Here is a 17,866-nt window from a genome sequence, read left to right on the forward strand (position 1 = left end):
AATATAAAATAGAAATGTATGTTAGCGCACATGCGCTAACATTTAAAATATGAAAAATAAATTAACACACCGCCAATTACCTAAAACGCTACCTGAATTATCACCAGATATTCCACTATTATTGCAACGAGTCTATGCATTACGTGGAATAACATCTATGCAAGAGTTAGATTATACCACGCGTAACTTATGCAATTATGATAACTTAGATGGTACCCAAACCGCCGTCGAAATTGTTTATTCAGCTATGCAGAATAACAAGCGGATTATGATTGTCGGTGATTTTGATACTGATGGCGCAACCAGTACAGCGCTAACGGTAAAAGCGTTAAAAAAGATGGGATGCCAACATGTCGATTATATCATTCCTAATCGATTTGATGATGGTTACGGTTTAAGTATAAGTGTTATAAAAAGAGCACTGTTAAAAAAAGCCGATCTAATTATTACTGTTGATAATGGTGTTTCCGCTATTGAGGCGGTTGAATTTGCAAAACAATCAAACTTAACTGTAATCATTACTGACCATCACTTATGTTCTGAGCAATTACCGGCAGCTGATGCAATCATTAATCCTAATTTACCAAACTGCTCTTTTCCATCTAAGCACTTAGCTGGTGTCGGTGTTGCATTTTATTTTATGTCAGCTTTACGAGCAAAATTACGCCAAGAAAACTGGTTCAGAACACATAATTTAGAAGAATACAACATCGCTAGTTTGTTAGATTTAGTCGCGTTAGGTACTATTGCTGATGTGGTAAAACTCGATCACAATAACCGAATATTGGTTCATCAAGGTATTAATCGAATCCGATCTGGTTATTGTTGTGCAGGAATAAAAGCACTATTACATATTGCTCGAAAAGATCCCGTATCCTTTACCTCAACCGATCTAGCTTATTATATTGCCCCACGGCTTAATGCAGCAGGGCGAATGGATAACATGTCTCTTAGCGTTGAATTATTGTTATGTGAAGACTACGATAGTGCTCTTAAACAAGCTAGTGATTTAGATATGTTAAATAATGATCGTAAGTTAATTGAACAAACGATGTATAAAGAAGCCTTATCCTATATCCAAGAGTTAGAGCAACAACAATCTTCTTTCCCAAACTTATTAGTTGTCTATCATCCTGAATGGCACCAAGGTATTATTGGCATCTTATCAGCCCGTTTAAAAGATAAACATTATCGGCCAGTTATTTGCTTTGCATCTACTGAAGAAGGGATACTAAAAGGTTCAGGACGATCAATAGCCGGTATTCACTTACGAGATTTACTTGATGAGCTGGATCAAAACCATCCCAATCTTCTGGTGAGTTTTGGTGGACATGCAATGGCGGTCGGATTAAGCATTCACGAAAACGATTTAGAACGATTTCGAAAACATTTTGAAACACTAATAGATAAATGTTTAAACGCCAATACACTTGAGCAAATAATAGAAACCGATGGTGAGATAGACAGCCAAGATTTTAATTATGCGATGGCTAAACAATTAAAAGAATCTGGTCCATGGGGTGAAGGATTTACAGAACCGACATTCGATGGCGATTTTATTGTCCATCAACAACGTTTATTTGCTGAAAAACATCTTAGATTAGTATTAGAACCGAAAAACGGTGGCCCAATTATTGAAGGCGTATGTTTCAATGTAAATTTAACGCAATGGCCAGATAATACAATAAAAAATGTAAAGATTGTCTATCAATTAGATGTTGATGACTTTCGAGGAAATCAGACGGCAAAATTGATGATTAGGCATATTTGGCCTATCGCATAAGCGATTAAAATCGACTATAATTATAATTTTCTACAAAAATCAAATCAGTTAACTAAAATACTGGCAACAGATAAGTTTTATCATCAGTACGATATTTTATACAACAGTAAGGACCAAAAATGCATATTCATATTCTTGGAATTTGTGGCACATTTATGGGAGGCATTGCATTAATCGCTCGCTCATTGGGTCATAAAGTCACGGGTTCAGACAAAAATGTTTACCCACCAATGAGTACGCTGCTACAAAAAGAACATATTGATATTATTGAAGGAGATGACCCTTCACAATTAAACCCTACTCCTGATCTGGTGATTATTGGTAATGCGTTATCAAGAGGAAATCCTTGTGTTGAATATATTTTAGACAACAATATTCCTTATGTTTCTGCACCTCAATGGCTACATGACAACGTTTTACGCGAACGTTGGGTGATTGCGGTTGCGGGAACGCATGGTAAAACAACAACTGCCGGTATGGTTAACTGGATTTTAGAGAAACAAGGTTATAACCAAGGTTTTGTTATTGGTGGCGTACCTGGTAATTTTGAAGTATCAGCAAGACTAGGTGAAGGTAACTTTTTCGTTATTGAAGCCGATGAATATGATTGTTCATTTTTTGATAAGCGTTCTAAATTTATGCATTATTGCCCAAAAACATTAATTATGAACAATTTGGAATTTGATCATGCGGATATTTTTGATGATCTTAGTTCAATTCAAAAACAATTCCATCATTTAGTTCGTTTAGTACCAAGTAAAGGGTTGATAATTTCACCGCAAGAAGATGTCAATTTAAAACAAGTTTTAACGAAAGGTTGTTGGAGTGAGCAATCATTCACCGAATCAGAAAATGGCTGGATGGCGAAAAAAATCGCTAATGATGCGAGCCAATTTGCTGTTTACTTTAACAATGAACAGGTTGGTGAAGTTAACTATTCTCTTGTCGGTGAACATAATATGCATAATGCCTTAATGGCTATTGCAGCAGCACATAATGTCGGTATTAAACCAGCTGATGCTTGTTTAGCACTGGGATCGTTTTTGAATGCCAAAAGACGTTTAGAATTATATGGCGAAGTTAATAATATTGAGATTTATGATGATTTTGCCCATCATCCAACTGCAATATTAGCAACTTTAGAAGCATTACGTAGCAAAATTGGTGCAAATCGACGAATATTAGCAGTTTTAGAGCCTCGTTCGAACACCATGAAACTAGGCATATCGAAAGATGAACTAGCGCCATCATTAGGTCGTGCAGATGAAATATATATGTTTCAACCAGAACAACTACCTTGGTTAGTTGCTGATGTGGTCGATGCTTGTATTCAACCCGCTTATTGGTCTGGTGATATTGATTTATTAGTTGAGATGATTACTAAATCAGCTAAACCAACTGATGCAATCTTGATTATGAGTAATGGTGGTTTTAATGGTATTCATAATAAGATTTTAGAAAACTTAAAAAAACAACAATTAAAAGATAAATTAGATGAACAACCCTTAATCTAATAATTGATTAATTTACAGATATGATTTTGCCACGCAACGTGGCATCTCGTATACAGTGAGAGGTAATCTCATGCAATACTTAGTCACTTCATCTGAAATGAAGCATTATGATGCTTATACCGCAAATAAAATTGGCTTACCTTCTCTAGTATTAATGGAACGAGCAGCATTAGCCGTTGTAAATCAACTTAATGAAAACGACTATAATTTAAATAAAGTTGCGGTAGTGTGTGGATATGGCAATAATGGCGGTGACGGTATTGCTGTAGCTCGCTTACTCAAATTACAACATATTGATGTTGATGTGTATTTAATTGGTCAAGTAGAACATGCATCGAAGGAAACACTTCAACAAATTAAAATAGCACAGCATTATAATATCAACTTTATCACTTCACTCCCCGAATGCTTTACTGAATATACCACTATCATTGATGCTATTTTTGGTATAGGACTTAATCGTATAGTTAGCGGCGATTTTGTTTATGCCATTGAGTGGATAAATCAGTGCTGTACCGATGTTCTTGCTATTGATATTCCTTCGGGACTTTGCAGCAATACAGGTAAAATCCTTGGTGTTGCGGTCAAAGCTAAACAAACTGTCACTTTTGCCTACGCAAAAGTTGGTTTATCGCTTCATCCGGGGGCTGAATTAGCAGGTGAAATCACTATTGCCGATATCGGCATCTATGCAGATACTCCAGCCAGTCATTATACTTATCAATCTAATGAGTTGAGTAAATTACTGCCGCAAAGATCAAACAATAGTCATAAAGGTAGCTATGGCAAAGTGTTAGTTATCGCTGGTTCCGAAAATATGTCTGGAGCCGCCTACTTTTCAGCTAAAGCAGCATATAAAACTGGAGCTGGATTAGTACATATTTACACCCCCATGTGTAATCGTGATATTTTATTAACCCAAATTCCCGAAGTTCTACTAACCCCATTTATTACCAATAAAATTGATATAAAAAAACTTGATGAACTAATAAATTTGGCTTCAGTTATTGTTATTGGACCTGGCATGGGGGTATCCGATGATACCCATAAAATTTTATCGTATGTATTACAGCATGCAAGGATTCCAGTAATCATTGATGCTGATGGGCTTAATACGTTAGTACCTAATTTAAGATTATTGAAACAAGCACAGTCAACTATTATTGTTACCCCTCATTTAGGAGAAATGGCAAGGCTAGTTAAACAACCAATTGAAACTATTAAAAATAATCTAGTCGACACGGCTAAAAAATTTGCGCAAGACTATAACGTAATCTGCGTATTAAAAGATGCAAGAACCATCGTCACAATACCTGAACAAACCACTTATATTAACCAATCTGGTAATTGTGGTATGGCTACTGGCGGTGCTGGTGATGTTTTAACAGGAATAATGGCTGGACTTATAGCTCAACATCTACCGCCAACCAAAGCTGCTCCAGTAAGTGTTTACTTACATGGTTTAGCTGGCGATATTGCTTCTAAAAAACTAAATAAATACAGTTTATTAGCTAGTGATATAATTGATAGTCTAAACGAGGTACTATCCATTTAGCTATAAAAATATGGACAATTTTAGTACCCTGCAAAAATATTTCATAAATGAAATCACAGCTATGATTTAATCATAATATTACTGATGATTAATCGTCACATCTCATACGATTCACTATTAACTACAATGAACCGTAATAGCTAGCCCGCCACGAGAAGTCTCTCGATATTTAGCATTCATGTCTTTGCCTGTTTCGTACATAGTTTCAATCACTTTATCAAGTGAAACAATCGCAGCAGTAGTACGTCTTAATGCCATCCGAGTGGCATTAATGGCTTTCACAGCTGCAATCGCATTACGTTCAATACAAGGAACTTGTACTTGACCATCAACAGGATCACAAGTCAAACCTAAGTTATGCTCCATACCAATTTCGGCAGCCATACACACCTGTTGAGGATTACCACCTAATAATTCAGCTAACCCTGCCGCCGCCATAGAACAAGCCACGCCAACCTCACCTTGACAGCCTACTTCTGCACCAGAAATGGATGCATTTTTTTGATAGAGTAATCCAATAGCTCCACAGGTTAAAAAGTAACGAATAAAAATATCTGGTGATACAGGATCAATAAATTTATCGTAATATGCCAGTACAGCAGGAATGATACCGCAAGCCCCATTAGTCGGAGCTGTCACGACCCTACCACCAGCGGCATTCTCTTCACTAACAGCTAGTGCAAACATATTTACCCAATCGATAATAATCATTGGATCATTATTACTTTTACTTGTTAATAATTGACGATACAACGCATTTGCTCGACGAGAAACCTTAAGAGCACCAGGTAATAACCCTTCGGTATTCATGCCTCGCTTAATACAATCAAGCATTGTTTGTCCAACTAAAGAAAAATAATTTACGATTTCCTCATGCGTATGATGTTGTAACTCATTTTTTAAAACAATACTAGATACCGACAATGAGTTATCATCACAATGCTGCAATAATTGTGCGGCGGTTGTAAAAGGGTAAGGTACATCTATTGCATTCTGATCTTGTAGACCGAACAATTCCTCTTCAACAATTTTACCTCCACCCACTGAATAATAAGTCTTTTGCACAATTAGTTCGTCATGATGATAAGCTCTTAACGTCATTCCATTTTCGTGTAATGGTAGAAAAGTAGAATGAAATATAATGCTTTGACTGGAAAAATCGACTTGGTATTGACCATTATATATTGGTAGCCGACAACATTGATTCATAGTTTGAATAATGTGGGGGATCTGATCAATATTAACAGTATCAGGTTTTTCACCTGATAATCCGAGAATAATTGCCACATCAGTATGGTGACCTTTACCTGTCAGTGACAAAGAGCCATAAATATCAGCAACAATTTTAGTCACTAACGGCATTTGCTCATTATTAATAAGTAGATCAATAAATGCCTTACCTGCTCTCATTGGACCAACGGTATGTGAACTAGAAGGACCTATACCAATTTTGAATATATCAAAAACCGAACCCATTTTATCCCTTTTTGTAATCAATGATTTGCTCGTAATTTATAGTTAAAAATGACTTATATTTAGTGCTATATTATGGTGATAACAATTGTCGAATCAAGCCATTAATTGATATTAAATTATTAGCATAAAAAATTTTTGAGGAACGGGGTTTTTGACAGCTAATTTTAGCTAAAAAATTCTCAAAATTTTTATATCGAATCATAGTAGCAAATAACACCTGAATCTGACCGTATAATTTCCATGAAGCCACCAGACAATATTTCAGAGTAGTCATGGAAAAAACTAGGTTTGTCTTTTAATATCAATTTACCATAAAGTTTATTTTCAAAATATAAATCGCCATCATCAGTAATTGTGAAATGATCATCTGGCTCAATGAAACTAGGACATGGGCATACCTCTCGATACGACAATTGACAACCATCAGTTCGCCAAGAAAACTCTAATACCTCTTGATAACTTAAATCAAACAAATGATATTTAGCAAATTTAATCGGCCAATATAAAATAAGACCTATTAAAAAGAGAAAGAATAAACGCTCAATTAATTTATGTATGTTCAATGTCCATTTGTCCATATTGATTAGTAACTTATTCTCAATAAACGATAATTTATCATTAATAAGCATCTATCACCATAATTATTCATAAAATTACTTTTGTGTTGCGCTTGGTACTGCTAAACTAGCTAACATTTTTATTATATTTATATATAAATTATTTTTCGGGATAAATGTATGCGAACCAGTAAATATCTTCTATCTACATTAAAAGAAACGCCAGCAGATGCTGAAGTAATTAGCCATCAATTAATGTTACGAGCCGGCATGATCCGTAAAGTTGCCGCCGGATTATATACATGGCTACCCACAGGTTATCGTGTACTAAAAAAAGTCGAAAATATTGTTCGAGAAGAGATGAATAAAGCAGGTGCAATTGAGGTATTAATGCCTGTGGTACAGCCTGCCGATATATGGCAAGAAAGTGGTCGTTGGGAACAATATGGCCCCGAATTATTACGCATTAAAGATCGTGGTGATCGTGATTTCGTCTTAGGCCCAACTCATGAAGAAGTGATCACTGACTTACTTCGTAATGAAGTGAGCTCTTATAAGCAATTACCGCTTAATGTATATCAAATTCAAACCAAATTCCGCGATGAAGTACGCCCACGTTTTGGTGTTATGCGTTCGCGTGAATTTATTATGAAAGATGCATACTCATTCCACACATCGCAAGAATCATTACAAGAAACTTATGATGATATGTATAGAGCTTACAGTGCAGTATTTACTCGTGCAGGCTTAAATTTCAGAGCAGTACGAGCTGATACTGGCTCAATTGGTGGTAACTGGTCACATGAATTCCAAGTATTAGCGGATAGTGGCGAAGATGATATTGTTTTTTCAACAGAGTCTGATTATGCGGCAAATATCGAAATGGCACAAGCACAAGCACCAACTCAAACTCGCCAATCTCCAACCAAGGAAATGCAATTAGTTGATACCCCAGATGCCAAAACTATTGATGAACTAGTAGCCCAATTCAATCTACCAATTGAAAAAACCGTTAAAACATTAATGGTTAAAGCCACTAAAGAGAGTGGTCACCAACTAGTAGCTTTATTAGTTCGAGGTGATCATACCTTAAACGAAATCAAAGCAGAAAAAATCGATATTGTGGCGTCTCCACTTGAATTTGCAACCGAAGATGAAATTCGCGCGTTAGTCAATGCAGGACCGGGCTCTCTAGGGCCAATAAACCTAAATATGCCAATGATTATTGACCGTGATGTTGCTGTAATGAGTGATTTTGGTGCTGGTGCCAATATTGACCATAAACATTATTTCAATATCAATTGGGAACGCGATGTTGCTTTACCTCGCATCGAAGATATCCGTAATGTAGTTGAAGGCGATGTTAGCCCTGACGGCAAAGGTACATTGCAAATTAAACGTGGTATTGAAGTTGGACATATTTTCCAACTTGGTACTAAATATTCAGAAGCAATGAAAGCAACAGTGCAAGGTGAAGATGGACAAAATCATGTAATGATCATGGGTTGTTATGGTATTGGCGTTAGCCGAATAGTTGCCGCTGCAATCGAACAATGCCATGACGATCGTGGAATTATTTGGCCAGAAGCCATAGCACCATTTAGCGTTGTTATTATTCCAATGAATATGCACAAGTCAGAAAGAGTACAGGCGACTGCAGAAAAACTCTATGCTGATCTACAAGCTACCGGTATTGAAGTACTATTTGACGACCGTAAAGAGCGCCCTGGTGTAATGTTTGCTGATGCTGAATTAATTGGTATTCCACACACTATTGTTATTGGTGATCGTAACCTTGATAATGGTGATGTAGAATATAAACACCGTGCTGATGGGGATAAAGAATTGGTAAAAGTAGATCAAGTACTTGAATTTATTAAAAACCGTCAACAATAAACACAACAATAGACAATTGTAGTAATGATAAATAGGACACAACAAGTAATGGCTCACTTTGGTTTGCAAATCACCAAAAGAGTGAACATTATATTGTTGTGTTGCTTGAGTTTTTTTATTAGCAGTTGCCAGTCGAATATTAATTCCAACCTCATCCCAAATAACTTTTATCAAGTTTCTAACGATATATATCGCTCTGAACAACCCTCGTTAAAACAGATAAAACAGCTTGATAAACTCGGCATTAAAACCATAATTAATCTGCGATTATGGCATAGTGATCGAGATAAAGTTGTCAATACTGGCATCACTGAGGTTTGGATCAATATGCGAGCAGGAAATATTTCTGATAAAAAAATAATTCAAATCCTTAAAACAATCAAAAATGCCCCTAAACCGATATTAATTCATTGTTGGCATGGCAGTGACCGAACAGGTGTAGTTGTTGCTATGTATCGCTTAATTTTTCAAAACTGGAGTAAACACCAAGTTATTGATGAATTAATGCAACCTGAGTTTGGACATCATTATAATATTTATCCCAATATCAAAAACTATATTGACAATGTTGATGTAGAACAAATTCGCCGCGCAGTATTTGAATAACATCATTATTTAATGATTATTAAATCGAGTAAATAAAATAATATAGAAGTAATAGCTCAAATTGATAAAATATTCAAAGTGATATTGTCTTTTTTTTAAGCTAGAATATTTAATTATTAATCTTTTTTATGAGTTAAAAGTATGTTAAGAAAAGCAATCGCAATAATAGTATCTACATCATTATTATTGCAAAATGCATCGATCGTTTATGCAGATAACATTAAGCTACCCGATATGGGAACCGCAGCTGCAACTACATTAAGCATCGGACAAGAAAAAGAGATGGGCGATTATTATATGCGCTTGTTACGTGGTAGTGCTCCGATTATTAATGATCCGGTTTTAAATCAATACATCAATGATTTAGGAAAAAAATTAGTTTCCAAATCTGAATCAGTGCAAACTCCATTCCATTTTTATATTATGAAAAGTAATGTACTTAATGCTTTTGCTTTTTTTGGTGGAAATGTTGTTATTCATTCTAGATTAATTATGGATACCAACAATGAGAGTCAATTAGCTTCGGTTATGGCACACGAAATAGGACATGTAACACAACGCCATTTAGCTCGTGCTATGGAGGCACAAAATAATAATAGTCCTTACGTTTGGGGGGCAACACTTGGATCGTTATTATTGACTTTAGCCAATCCTGAAGCTGGGATGGCGGCAATGACAACCACAATGGCGAGTTCAACACAAAGTATGATTAGTTTTACTCAATCAAATGAACAAGAGGCGGATAGAGTTGGTCTGAGAACATTAGCTAAAGCAGGATTTGATCCTTATGCTTCTTCCGAATTTTTACAAAAACTAGCGGATGAAAGTCGCTTTAGTAGTAAACCACCGGAAATTTTAATGACTCACCCACTACCTAATAGCCGCTTGTCAGATATCCGTAATCGCTCTTTGCAATATTCTAAAAAAAATGTGTCTTCTTCATTAAACTATTATTTAGCCAAGGCACGAATAGCCATACTTATGGGGAATAGTAATACCGCTAAACTATTGATTAATGATTATCGCAAATTGAATAATGATCAGGGTAAAAAAGCACTGAGCTATGCCATCGCACTAAATTATTACAATAATCAAGATGCGGTACGTGCCAAAAATGAATTACAACCCTTGTTAGACAATGACCCTGATAATATTTGGTATATTGATTTAATGACAGATATTGATTTAAACAGTAATTATAGTAGTAATGCGATTACTCGTCTGCAATCGGCATTAAAGCGATCACCTGATAGCACTGCTTTACAATTAAATCTAGCTAATGCTTATATAAAAGCTGGTAAATATCAGCAAGCCGTAAGTTTATTACATCGTTATACATTTGATCACAATGATGATACTAATGGTTGGGATTTATTGGTTACCGCTTATGGTGGATTAAAATCAAGAGCTCAAGAAATGAGTGCAAAAGCAGAATTAGTTGCACTTGAAGGACAGTATTCAGATGCAATTCAATTATTAACTAACGCTAAAACTCAAGCTAAAGGTAATCAGATATTAATTTCAAAAATTGATGCCAGAATTAATCAATTAAAACAGTTACAAAAACGTTATGCAGTTTATAGCAGAAAATAATCTAAATATTACTCGGCTAATTGCTTAATTAGCATTAGCCGAGAAAACATGATAAAAATAACGGTAATTAATTGGTTAAATGATCAACATTATTATAAAACTTAACTGAAAATTCACCTTCTGGATTATCTTCAGTTTGTTTGTAGTTAACTAGACTAATACTAGTATTTAACACTCGAGGAAAATAATCTTGATCTCGATGTCGACGCCAATCTCCACCATTTAAAACACAAAGTAATATTCGTAACACCGTACCATGTGATACCACTAAAATATTACCTTTATCTTGTGGTGCATTTTTTACAATAACGTTTAATGCCTCTTTCATGCGAGAAAGTATATCAAGGTAGTTTTCACCTTGGTTAATAGAGGCATCAAAGTTCCCTGGATCGGTTAAATAAGTTGTAAATTCGGGGATTTCTTTTTTTAATAAAGGAACATGCTTTCCTTCCCAAATGCCAAAATCCATTTCTCGTAAATTATCAAGCTCAGTGCTAGGTATGACATTGTCATTTTCATGAATAATATAATCTCGAGTTTCCATAGCACGTTGTTGAGGGCTAGAATAGGCTTGTATAAATGGCGTATTTTTTAGATGCTTTCCGGTTATTTTGGCACCTAAAATGCCATTTTCAGTAAGAGGTGAATTTTGTGACCCCTGCATCTGATCTTTAATATTCCATTCTGTTTGACCATGTCTAATTAAGTATAAATTAAGATCTTTCATGCTTATTAATTACCTTCTCATTTTAATCATTCTGTTTGTTGATGTTTGTCATCTCTAATCTTTGTCAAACAATTTTGCAATACATCATCCAACGGAGCATTTAATTGCATCTCTTGTAAAGTTTTCGGATGAATAAATTTTACATTAGCGGCATGTAAAAATAATCGATTAAGTTTACTATCAGCTAATAACGCATCAAATTGACTATCACCATAGCGATCATCAAATGCAATTGGATGATTAGCATATTGAGTATGCACACGAATTTGATGAGTACGACCAGTTACGGGGCTCGCCTTAACTAAGGTTGCAAAACCGAAACGTTCTTCTACTTTAAATCTCGTTTCTGAAGGTTTACCTTCGGCATTGACCTTAACCACTCGTTCACCACTTTTAAGAACATTTTTTAGTAATGGTGCTTGTACAACTTTGCATTCAGAAGGCCAATTACCTTTCACTAAAGCTAAATAATTCTTTTGCATCTGTTTCAAACGTAATTGTTCGTGCAGTGACTTTAACGCAGAACGCTTTTTCGCAATCAATAAAATACCTGATGTTTCGCGGTCAATTCGATGCACTAATTCTAAAAATTTTGCTTCTGGTCGTAAGGCTCTTAATCCTTCAATAACACCAAAACTTAGACCACTACCACCATGTACGGCAATTCCAGATGGTTTATTAATGGCCAGAATAACATCATCTTCATAAATGATCGCCTTCTCCAAATCAGCAACTTTATTTAGTTTTGTGGAAATCTCAGGCACCGTTTTTTCAGAAACGCGTATAGGCGGAATACGCACTTCATCACCGATAGCTAACTTGTATTCTGGTTTTATTCTTTTTTTGTTAACACGGACTTCACCTTTTCTAAGTATGCGATAAATCATACTCTTAGGCACACCTTTAAGATATGTAATGAGAAAATTATCAATGCGTTGAGCCTCATTTTCTTCACTAATTGTGACAAATGAGACTTGTTGTTTTGTTTGTTGAACTTTTGAGTTCATAAGAAAAGATTAATCCACCGTTAATAAATAAAAGTCGTTTCACATTATTAAAAAATAAACTACACTACTGGCTAAAAATTAATATCGATTAATTTCAATAAAATGAATTTAATATGATTATAACGGAATCCGGAGGAATAAAACAGTATGTTATCTCTGCTCAATCAATACTCTCGCGGTAGAGTTGCTTGGTTTTTATTATTTCTTTCCACCTTTATTTTTGAAATAACCGCTCTCTATTTTCAACATGGCTTAGGTCTAGCCCCTTGTACATTATGTATTTATCAACGTTGTGCAATTTACGGCATTATGCTTGGTAGCTTAATTGGGCTGATTGCGCCTAGCAAACTAATTTTTCGTTTAGCGGGTATTTTGGTATGGTTATTTAGTGCCGTTAAAGGTTTTAACTTAGCAATGTTTCATGCCCATTTACAGTTTGAACCAAATCTAGGTGATACCTGTGCTATTAATGTGCAATTTCCTTCTTGGCTAGCATTAAATGAATGGTTACCAAGCATGTTTAATGCTTATGGCTCATGTGCAGACAAAATTTGGTCTTTTTTAACTATTGAAATGTCGCAATGGATGATCATTATTTTTGCTTGTTACCTTTTAGTGAGTTTGGTGATACTCTTCTCTCAACTCTTTTCACCGAGTAAAAAGTCAATCTGGAGTAAATAAACTTTTCGACTGACACTTTTTGTTGAGTTTGTTAGAATGTGTGGCAATTTAATTTTACAAATTATCACACATACATGCTTTTGGAATATCATCCCCCCATTGATCCGTGGCTATCTATTTTATATCAAGATGATCATATTGTTGTTGTGAATAAACAACCCGGTATATTATCTGTTTCAGGCAATAAGCCACAATTTATAGATAGCATTATTCATCGCTTACAACAAAAATATAGTTATGTTGAATCAGTCCATCGTCTCGATATGGCGACCAGTGGAATCATGGTTGCGGCTTTATCAAAATTGGCTGATAGAGAAATTAAAAAACAATTCCGCGAACGAATACCGAAAAAAACTTATATTGCCATAGTTCATGGCCATCTTGAAAATGATATTGGCCAAGTCGAGTTACCATTAATTTGTGATTGGCCTAATCGTCCACGACAAATGGTTGATCACGAAAATGGCAAATATGCATTAACCCATTATCAAGTTATTTCCCGTAATGATGATAATACCACTAGAGTTGCACTATTTCCGTTTACAGGACGCTCCCATCAATTACGAGTTCATATGCAAGCAATCGGACATCCCATTCTAGGGGATAAATTTTATGCTCATCCTGAAGCATTTTCGATGTCAAAACGATTATTGTTACATGCACAACGACTTACAATAAATCACCCCAAAACAGGGGAAAGTATGACATTTTGTTGTGAACCAGATTTTTAAATTTTAAACAATATATCTATTAGTAATATTTAACTTACTAATAGCGATATAACACAAATTAGTTATGGAGTCATAAAATGCAAAAAATTGTTTTAGCTACCAACAATCAAGGAAAAGTTAATGAATTACAACAGCTTTTAGCCAGTGCTGGCTTTGATGTTGTAGCCCAAAGTGCATTCAATGTTCCTGATGCTGAAGAGACCGGTTTAACATTTATTGAAAATGCTATCTTAAAAGCTAGACATACTGCAAAATTGACAAAATTACCTGCGATTGCAGATGATTCTGGCTTAGTTGTTGATGCACTAAATGGTCAGCCAGGAATATATTCAGCTCGTTATGCTGGAGAACATGGCAATGATAAAAGTAATAATGAGAAATTATTACTTGCATTAAAGGATGTAGCAAAAGAAAAAAGAACTGCATACTTCTACTGTGCGCTTGCTTTTATGCGACATGAAAACGATCCAACCCCTATTATCTGCTTAGGAAAATGGAATGGATTAATTTTGAATGAACCGCATGGCAATGGTGGATTTGGTTATGATCCATTATTTTTTGTTCCAGAACTTAATTGTAGTGCCGCAGAGCTAACTAAAGAACATAAAAGCCAAATTTCTCATCGAGGACAGGCACTTAAACAATTAATCGCCAAAATAAAAACTGAGTATTAGCCAGATAATCTGGCTTTTCAGCTCACTACTTATTTCCAATAATTGCACATTTTGAACTAAACAGTATATACTAGAACACCAATTATTTTGGAGTTGATATTGTGATATTATTGATAGTAAGTGGCCGTTCAGGTTCAGGAAAATCAATTGCATTACGTGCACTAGAAGATATGGGATTTTATTGTGTTGATAATATTCCTATTGCGTTATTGCCCCAACTGGCTGAATCATTAAAAGATAATAATACCCCTGTTGCGGTCAGTCTAGATATTCGAAATTTGCCTGATAATTTTGATTTTAATCATGATGTCCTCCAACGCTTACCCTCTTCGGTTACACCGGAAATAATCTTTTTTGATTGTAGTCGTAATACACTAATTCGACGTTATAGCGAAACCAGACGAATACATCCCCTTACTAATCAAAAATATTCATTAGAAGAAGCCATCGATCTTGAAGAGGCTTACTTAGAGCCATTAAAATCACATGCGAGTTTGATGATAAATACCGACAACCTTTCGGTTCATGAGTTATCAACTATTCTTAGAACCAGAGTTTTAGGTAAGAAAGAACGAGAATTAACCATGATCTTTGAATCATTTGGATTTAAACATGGTTTACCCGTCGATGCTGATTTTGTGTTTGACGTTAGATTTTTACCGAATCCCCATTGGGATATCAATTTACGACCATTAACCGGCTTAGATGAACCCGTTAAAAACTATTTATTAAAACATGATGAGGTAGCGAATTTCATTTATCAAACCGCCAATTATCTACAACAATGGTTGCCAATGTTAGAAAAAAATAACCGTAGCTATCTGACTATTGCCATTGGTTGTACTGGTGGGCAACATCGCTCTGTATTTATCGCTGAACAATTAGCCGAGTTTTTTAAAGCGCAAAATAAACAAGTTCAAATTCGTCATCGTACGCTTGAAAAGCAATAACTGTTGTTATTCTAGAGAATTAAGATTTGATATATCTGTAAATCGTTTTTTATATTTTTCAAATATATCTTTAATTGTCGGTTTAAGTTTAGTTTTAGTTAGTGGTGTTGTAATCAACTGACTAACTTTTACTAGTTCAATATCGTCAGGTAAATTAGCTAATTTTGTACGTAAGACATTCACGGTTTGTGGATGAGGGTGACCAATAGCAATGGCATGTCCATTTTTTTGAGCTATTTTTATTGCCAAATCAAACTGCTGAGCAATAGCATATTCTTTTTGTTGATCATCTAAAAATACATCGCGTCCAATAACCGCTATATTGTATTCACTTGCAGCATTTTTAACTTGAGTCTTACCTATTGTTTTACTATCTAAAAAAAACATTGAATAGTGACTTAACGCCTTCATGACGTTATGCATACCATTTAAATTTGCAGTCATTAAACTGCCCATATGATTATTCACACCAATCGCATAAGGTACACGCGAGACTGCATCATCAACGATTCTTTTTACTTCTAACTCACTCATATAGGGAAATAGAGTATCTTTCTCTAGAGGTTGTTTCCCCAAAGGAGCCATGGGTAAGTGAATAATAACATCATTACCATGTTCATGAGCAATGGTCGCAATCCGTCTAGCATTCGGTGAATGAGGTAGAACGGCAATTGTAATGTTGTTGGAGAATGAAATAATCTGTTCTTCATTGTGCTGGCGATAACCAAAATCATCTATTACTAATGCTAATTTTGCTGCTAATACATTATTAGCATTAAATAATAAAAATAATACTCCTATTTTTAACAGATGTTTTATCATTTTAGCCAACCACTTGGATCTAATGCTTTACCATCTCGACGAATTTCAAAATAAAGGCCAGAGGTATTTTGACCACCACTGGAGCCAACAATAGCAATGGGTTGTTGAGCCCTAACTTTTTCACCTACTTCAACTAAAACTCGTTGGTTATAACCATATAAACTCATATCGCCCTTACCATGTTCAAGTGCAACAACAAATCCATAACCTTGTAACCAACTAGCTAAGATAACTCGTCCATCAGCAATGGCTTTAACTTGAGTACCATCTCTAGCATCGATGACCATCCCTTTCCAACGAAGTTCACCTTGTAATGCTTCACCAAATCGATGAACAGTATTTCCATTTACTGGCCAATTAAATTGGTGTTGTGGTTTACCAATACCACTGACTCGGGCCATTAATGCTCGTTCGTTGGCATTAAGTGTATAATTAGTATTCTTTTGTTGTTTTTCTTCTATATTTTTTGCTTGCCTAGCCTCTTCTTCGGCTATTTTTTGGCTTTCTCGTTCCGCTTGGGCTATTCTAGCCTGTAATTTTGCTTCATTATCTTTTAGATCGTCTAATTTCTGTTGATTTTTCTGCATTGAGGATTCAAGCAGATTAATAGTTTTTTTACGATTTTGGTGATTTTTTTCTAGGGCTAACTGTTCTTGTTTCTGTTTAGTATTCAATGTTTTTTGCGTGCTCTGTGTCTTTTTCAAAGCCGTTTTCTTTTCACTAAGTTGTACTTGTGTTTCGCGAAGCATATTTATTTGCTGTTGTCGTGCCTCATTAATATAACGAAAATAAGTAATAAGACGCTCATTACGCTCACTTTGTTCGCTAGCAAAAATGAGTTTAAAGTTGGTGTTTTTTCCTAACTTGAATGCACTTTCTAACTGTTTTGCTAACTCATTGCGTTGTTGTTGTTGTTTAATTTTTAAATCATCGATTTGTTTAATTAAAGAAATGATTTCACTGTCTAACTTTTTGAGTGTAAGACTATTTTTCTCAATTGATGTTAGTAATTTTGCTATTTTTGTCTCTTGATCTTTAAGATCATTAATTAATTGCGTTCGCTCTTTTTTTTGCTCTGCTAGACGTTTCTCTTGTTCTTCGATTGAACGACGTAACGATTGTAATTGTTGATTATCATCTGCATACACAAAGTGTGTATTTATTAATCCAATAAAAAATATAATCAACAGTTTATGATAAATAGACATGGCCTTTTTATTTTTGATTTTTTACCAAGCAACATAGATGGCTTCACTATACCGACAAATGGCTAAAGATGCAAAATGAAAACTAT

General features: G+C 35.1%; 16 protein-coding genes. 10 read left to right on the forward strand and 6 right to left on the reverse strand.

Annotation, left to right across the window (positions count from 1 at the left end):
• The first annotated feature begins 49 nt into the window (after positions 1-49).
• From recJ to B6C99_RS07075, 3 genes are all read left to right on the forward strand, one after another.
• Positions 50-1,783: a single-stranded-DNA-specific exonuclease RecJ gene (gene recJ, locus B6C99_RS07065; protein WP_086359200.1), complete on the forward strand. Its 1,734-nt coding sequence runs from the start codon at positions 50-52 to the stop codon at positions 1,781-1,783.
• Positions 1,784-1,902: 119 nt separating this feature from the next.
• Positions 1,903-3,297, forward strand: a complete 1,395-nt coding sequence (gene mpl, locus B6C99_RS07070; protein ID WP_086359201.1) for a UDP-N-acetylmuramate:L-alanyl-gamma-D-glutamyl-meso-diaminopimelate ligase — start codon at positions 1,903-1,905, stop codon at positions 3,295-3,297.
• Between the two features lie 70 nt (positions 3,298-3,367).
• Positions 3,368-4,852, forward strand: coding sequence for an NAD(P)H-hydrate dehydratase (locus tag B6C99_RS07075; RefSeq protein ID WP_086359202.1), 1,485 nt, complete (start codon positions 3,368-3,370; stop codon positions 4,850-4,852).
• 117 nt (positions 4,853-4,969) lie between these two features.
• On the opposite strand, the gene B6C99_RS07080 is transcribed toward B6C99_RS07075, so the two are convergent.
• Positions 4,970-6,328: an L-serine ammonia-lyase gene (locus tag B6C99_RS07080; protein ID WP_086359203.1), complete on the reverse strand. Its 1,359-nt coding sequence runs from the start codon at positions 6,326-6,328 to the stop codon at positions 4,970-4,972.
• 188 nt (positions 6,329-6,516) lie between these two features.
• Entirely contained in the window at positions 6,517-6,957 is a 441-nt protein-coding gene (locus B6C99_RS07085) for a hypothetical protein (protein ID WP_086359204.1), read from the reverse strand.
• A gap of 108 nt (positions 6,958-7,065) precedes the next feature.
• Between B6C99_RS07085 and proS the strand changes: the two genes are divergently transcribed.
• The 3 genes from proS to B6C99_RS07100 all read left to right on the forward strand — a co-directional run bounded on the left by proS (position 7,066) and on the right by B6C99_RS07100 (position 10,980).
• On the forward strand, positions 7,066-8,781 hold the full coding sequence (proS, locus tag B6C99_RS07090) for a proline--tRNA ligase (protein WP_086359205.1): 1,716 nt from the start codon (positions 7,066-7,068) through the stop codon (positions 8,779-8,781).
• Between the two features lie 24 nt (positions 8,782-8,805).
• Positions 8,806-9,387: a tyrosine-protein phosphatase gene (locus B6C99_RS07095; protein ID WP_086359206.1), complete on the forward strand. Its 582-nt coding sequence runs from the start codon at positions 8,806-8,808 to the stop codon at positions 9,385-9,387.
• Positions 9,388-9,528: 141 nt separating this feature from the next.
• Positions 9,529-10,980 carry a M48 family metalloprotease gene (locus B6C99_RS07100; RefSeq protein WP_086359207.1) on the forward strand — a complete coding sequence of 484 codons (1,452 nt, stop codon included), beginning with the start codon at positions 9,529-9,531 and terminating at the stop codon, positions 10,978-10,980.
• A 67-nt stretch (positions 10,981-11,047) separates the two neighbouring features.
• Here the strand turns inward: B6C99_RS07100 and B6C99_RS07105 are convergent, their stop codons facing one another.
• Both B6C99_RS07105 and rluC read right to left on the reverse strand, forming a co-directional pair.
• Positions 11,048-11,707, reverse strand: a complete 660-nt coding sequence (locus B6C99_RS07105; RefSeq protein WP_086359208.1) for a histidine phosphatase family protein — start codon at positions 11,705-11,707, stop codon at positions 11,048-11,050.
• Positions 11,708-11,733: 26 nt separating this feature from the next.
• Positions 11,734-12,714 carry a 23S rRNA pseudouridine(955/2504/2580) synthase RluC gene (gene rluC, locus B6C99_RS07110; RefSeq protein ID WP_086359209.1) on the reverse strand — a complete coding sequence of 327 codons (981 nt, stop codon included), beginning with the start codon at positions 12,712-12,714 and terminating at the stop codon, positions 11,734-11,736.
• A gap of 147 nt (positions 12,715-12,861) precedes the next feature.
• On the opposite strand from rluC, the gene dsbB reads away from it, so the two are divergent.
• The 4 genes from dsbB (at position 12,862) to rapZ (ending at position 15,750) form a co-directional block, all read left to right on the forward strand.
• The gene (gene dsbB / locus B6C99_RS07115) at positions 12,862-13,395 is read left to right on the forward strand and encodes a disulfide bond formation protein DsbB (protein WP_086359210.1); all 534 of its coding nucleotides are present in this window, start codon (positions 12,862-12,864) and stop codon (positions 13,393-13,395) included.
• 74 nt (positions 13,396-13,469) lie between these two features.
• Positions 13,470-14,126, forward strand: a complete 657-nt coding sequence (gene rluA, locus B6C99_RS07120) for a bifunctional tRNA pseudouridine(32) synthase/23S rRNA pseudouridine(746) synthase RluA (protein WP_065613760.1) — start codon at positions 13,470-13,472, stop codon at positions 14,124-14,126.
• 77 nt (positions 14,127-14,203) lie between these two features.
• On the forward strand, positions 14,204-14,800 hold the full coding sequence (locus B6C99_RS07125) for an XTP/dITP diphosphatase (protein WP_086359211.1): 597 nt from the start codon (positions 14,204-14,206) through the stop codon (positions 14,798-14,800).
• A gap of 101 nt (positions 14,801-14,901) precedes the next feature.
• Entirely contained in the window at positions 14,902-15,750 is an 849-nt protein-coding gene (rapZ, locus tag B6C99_RS07130; protein ID WP_086359212.1) for an RNase adapter RapZ, read from the forward strand.
• Positions 15,751-15,756: 6 nt separating this feature from the next.
• Here the strand turns inward: rapZ and B6C99_RS07135 are convergent, their stop codons facing one another.
• A complete protein-coding gene (locus B6C99_RS07135) occupies positions 15,757-16,572 on the reverse strand; it encodes a divergent polysaccharide deacetylase family protein (protein WP_086359213.1) in 816 nt (271 codons plus the stop codon).
• The gene (gene envC / locus B6C99_RS07140; protein ID WP_086359214.1) at positions 16,569-17,780 is read right to left on the reverse strand and encodes a murein hydrolase activator EnvC; all 1,212 of its coding nucleotides are present in this window, start codon (positions 17,778-17,780) and stop codon (positions 16,569-16,571) included. Before envC ends, B6C99_RS07135 begins: the two co-directional genes overlap by 4 nt.
• Positions 17,781-17,866: the final 86 nt, after the last annotated feature.

The sequence above is a fragment of the Gilliamella sp. N-G2 genome (assembly GCF_002142215.1).
Taxonomy (GTDB): Bacteria; Pseudomonadota; Gammaproteobacteria; order Enterobacterales; family Orbaceae; genus Gilliamella.

Excerpts from the sequence above, each read along its gene's own strand:
- recJ (WP_086359200.1), top strand. The coding sequence starts at position 50 with ATGAAAAATAAATTAACACACCGCCAATTACCTAAAACGCTACCTGAA.
- mpl (WP_086359201.1), top strand. The coding sequence starts at position 1,903 with ATGCATATTCATATTCTTGGAATTTGTGGCACATTTATGGGAGGCATT.
- B6C99_RS07075 (WP_086359202.1), top strand. The coding sequence starts at position 3,368 with ATGCAATACTTAGTCACTTCATCTGAAATGAAGCATTATGATGCTTAT.
- B6C99_RS07080 (WP_086359203.1), bottom strand. The coding sequence starts at position 6,328 with ATGGGTTCGGTTTTTGATATATTCAAAATTGGTATAGGTCCTTCTAGT.
- B6C99_RS07085 (WP_086359204.1), bottom strand. The coding sequence starts at position 6,957 with ATGCTTATTAATGATAAATTATCGTTTATTGAGAATAAGTTACTAATC.
- proS (WP_086359205.1), top strand. The coding sequence starts at position 7,066 with ATGCGAACCAGTAAATATCTTCTATCTACATTAAAAGAAACGCCAGCA.
- B6C99_RS07095 (WP_086359206.1), top strand. The coding sequence starts at position 8,806 with ATGATAAATAGGACACAACAAGTAATGGCTCACTTTGGTTTGCAAATC.
- B6C99_RS07100 (WP_086359207.1), top strand. The coding sequence starts at position 9,529 with ATGTTAAGAAAAGCAATCGCAATAATAGTATCTACATCATTATTATTG.
- B6C99_RS07105 (WP_086359208.1), bottom strand. The coding sequence starts at position 11,707 with ATGAAAGATCTTAATTTATACTTAATTAGACATGGTCAAACAGAATGG.
- rluC (WP_086359209.1), bottom strand. The coding sequence starts at position 12,714 with ATGAACTCAAAAGTTCAACAAACAAAACAACAAGTCTCATTTGTCACA.
- dsbB (WP_086359210.1), top strand. The coding sequence starts at position 12,862 with ATGTTATCTCTGCTCAATCAATACTCTCGCGGTAGAGTTGCTTGGTTT.
- rluA (WP_065613760.1), top strand. The coding sequence starts at position 13,470 with ATGCTTTTGGAATATCATCCCCCCATTGATCCGTGGCTATCTATTTTA.
- B6C99_RS07125 (WP_086359211.1), top strand. The coding sequence starts at position 14,204 with ATGCAAAAAATTGTTTTAGCTACCAACAATCAAGGAAAAGTTAATGAA.
- B6C99_RS07135 (WP_086359213.1), bottom strand. The coding sequence starts at position 16,572 with ATGATAAAACATCTGTTAAAAATAGGAGTATTATTTTTATTATTTAAT.
- envC (WP_086359214.1), bottom strand. The coding sequence starts at position 17,780 with ATGTCTATTTATCATAAACTGTTGATTATATTTTTTATTGGATTAATA.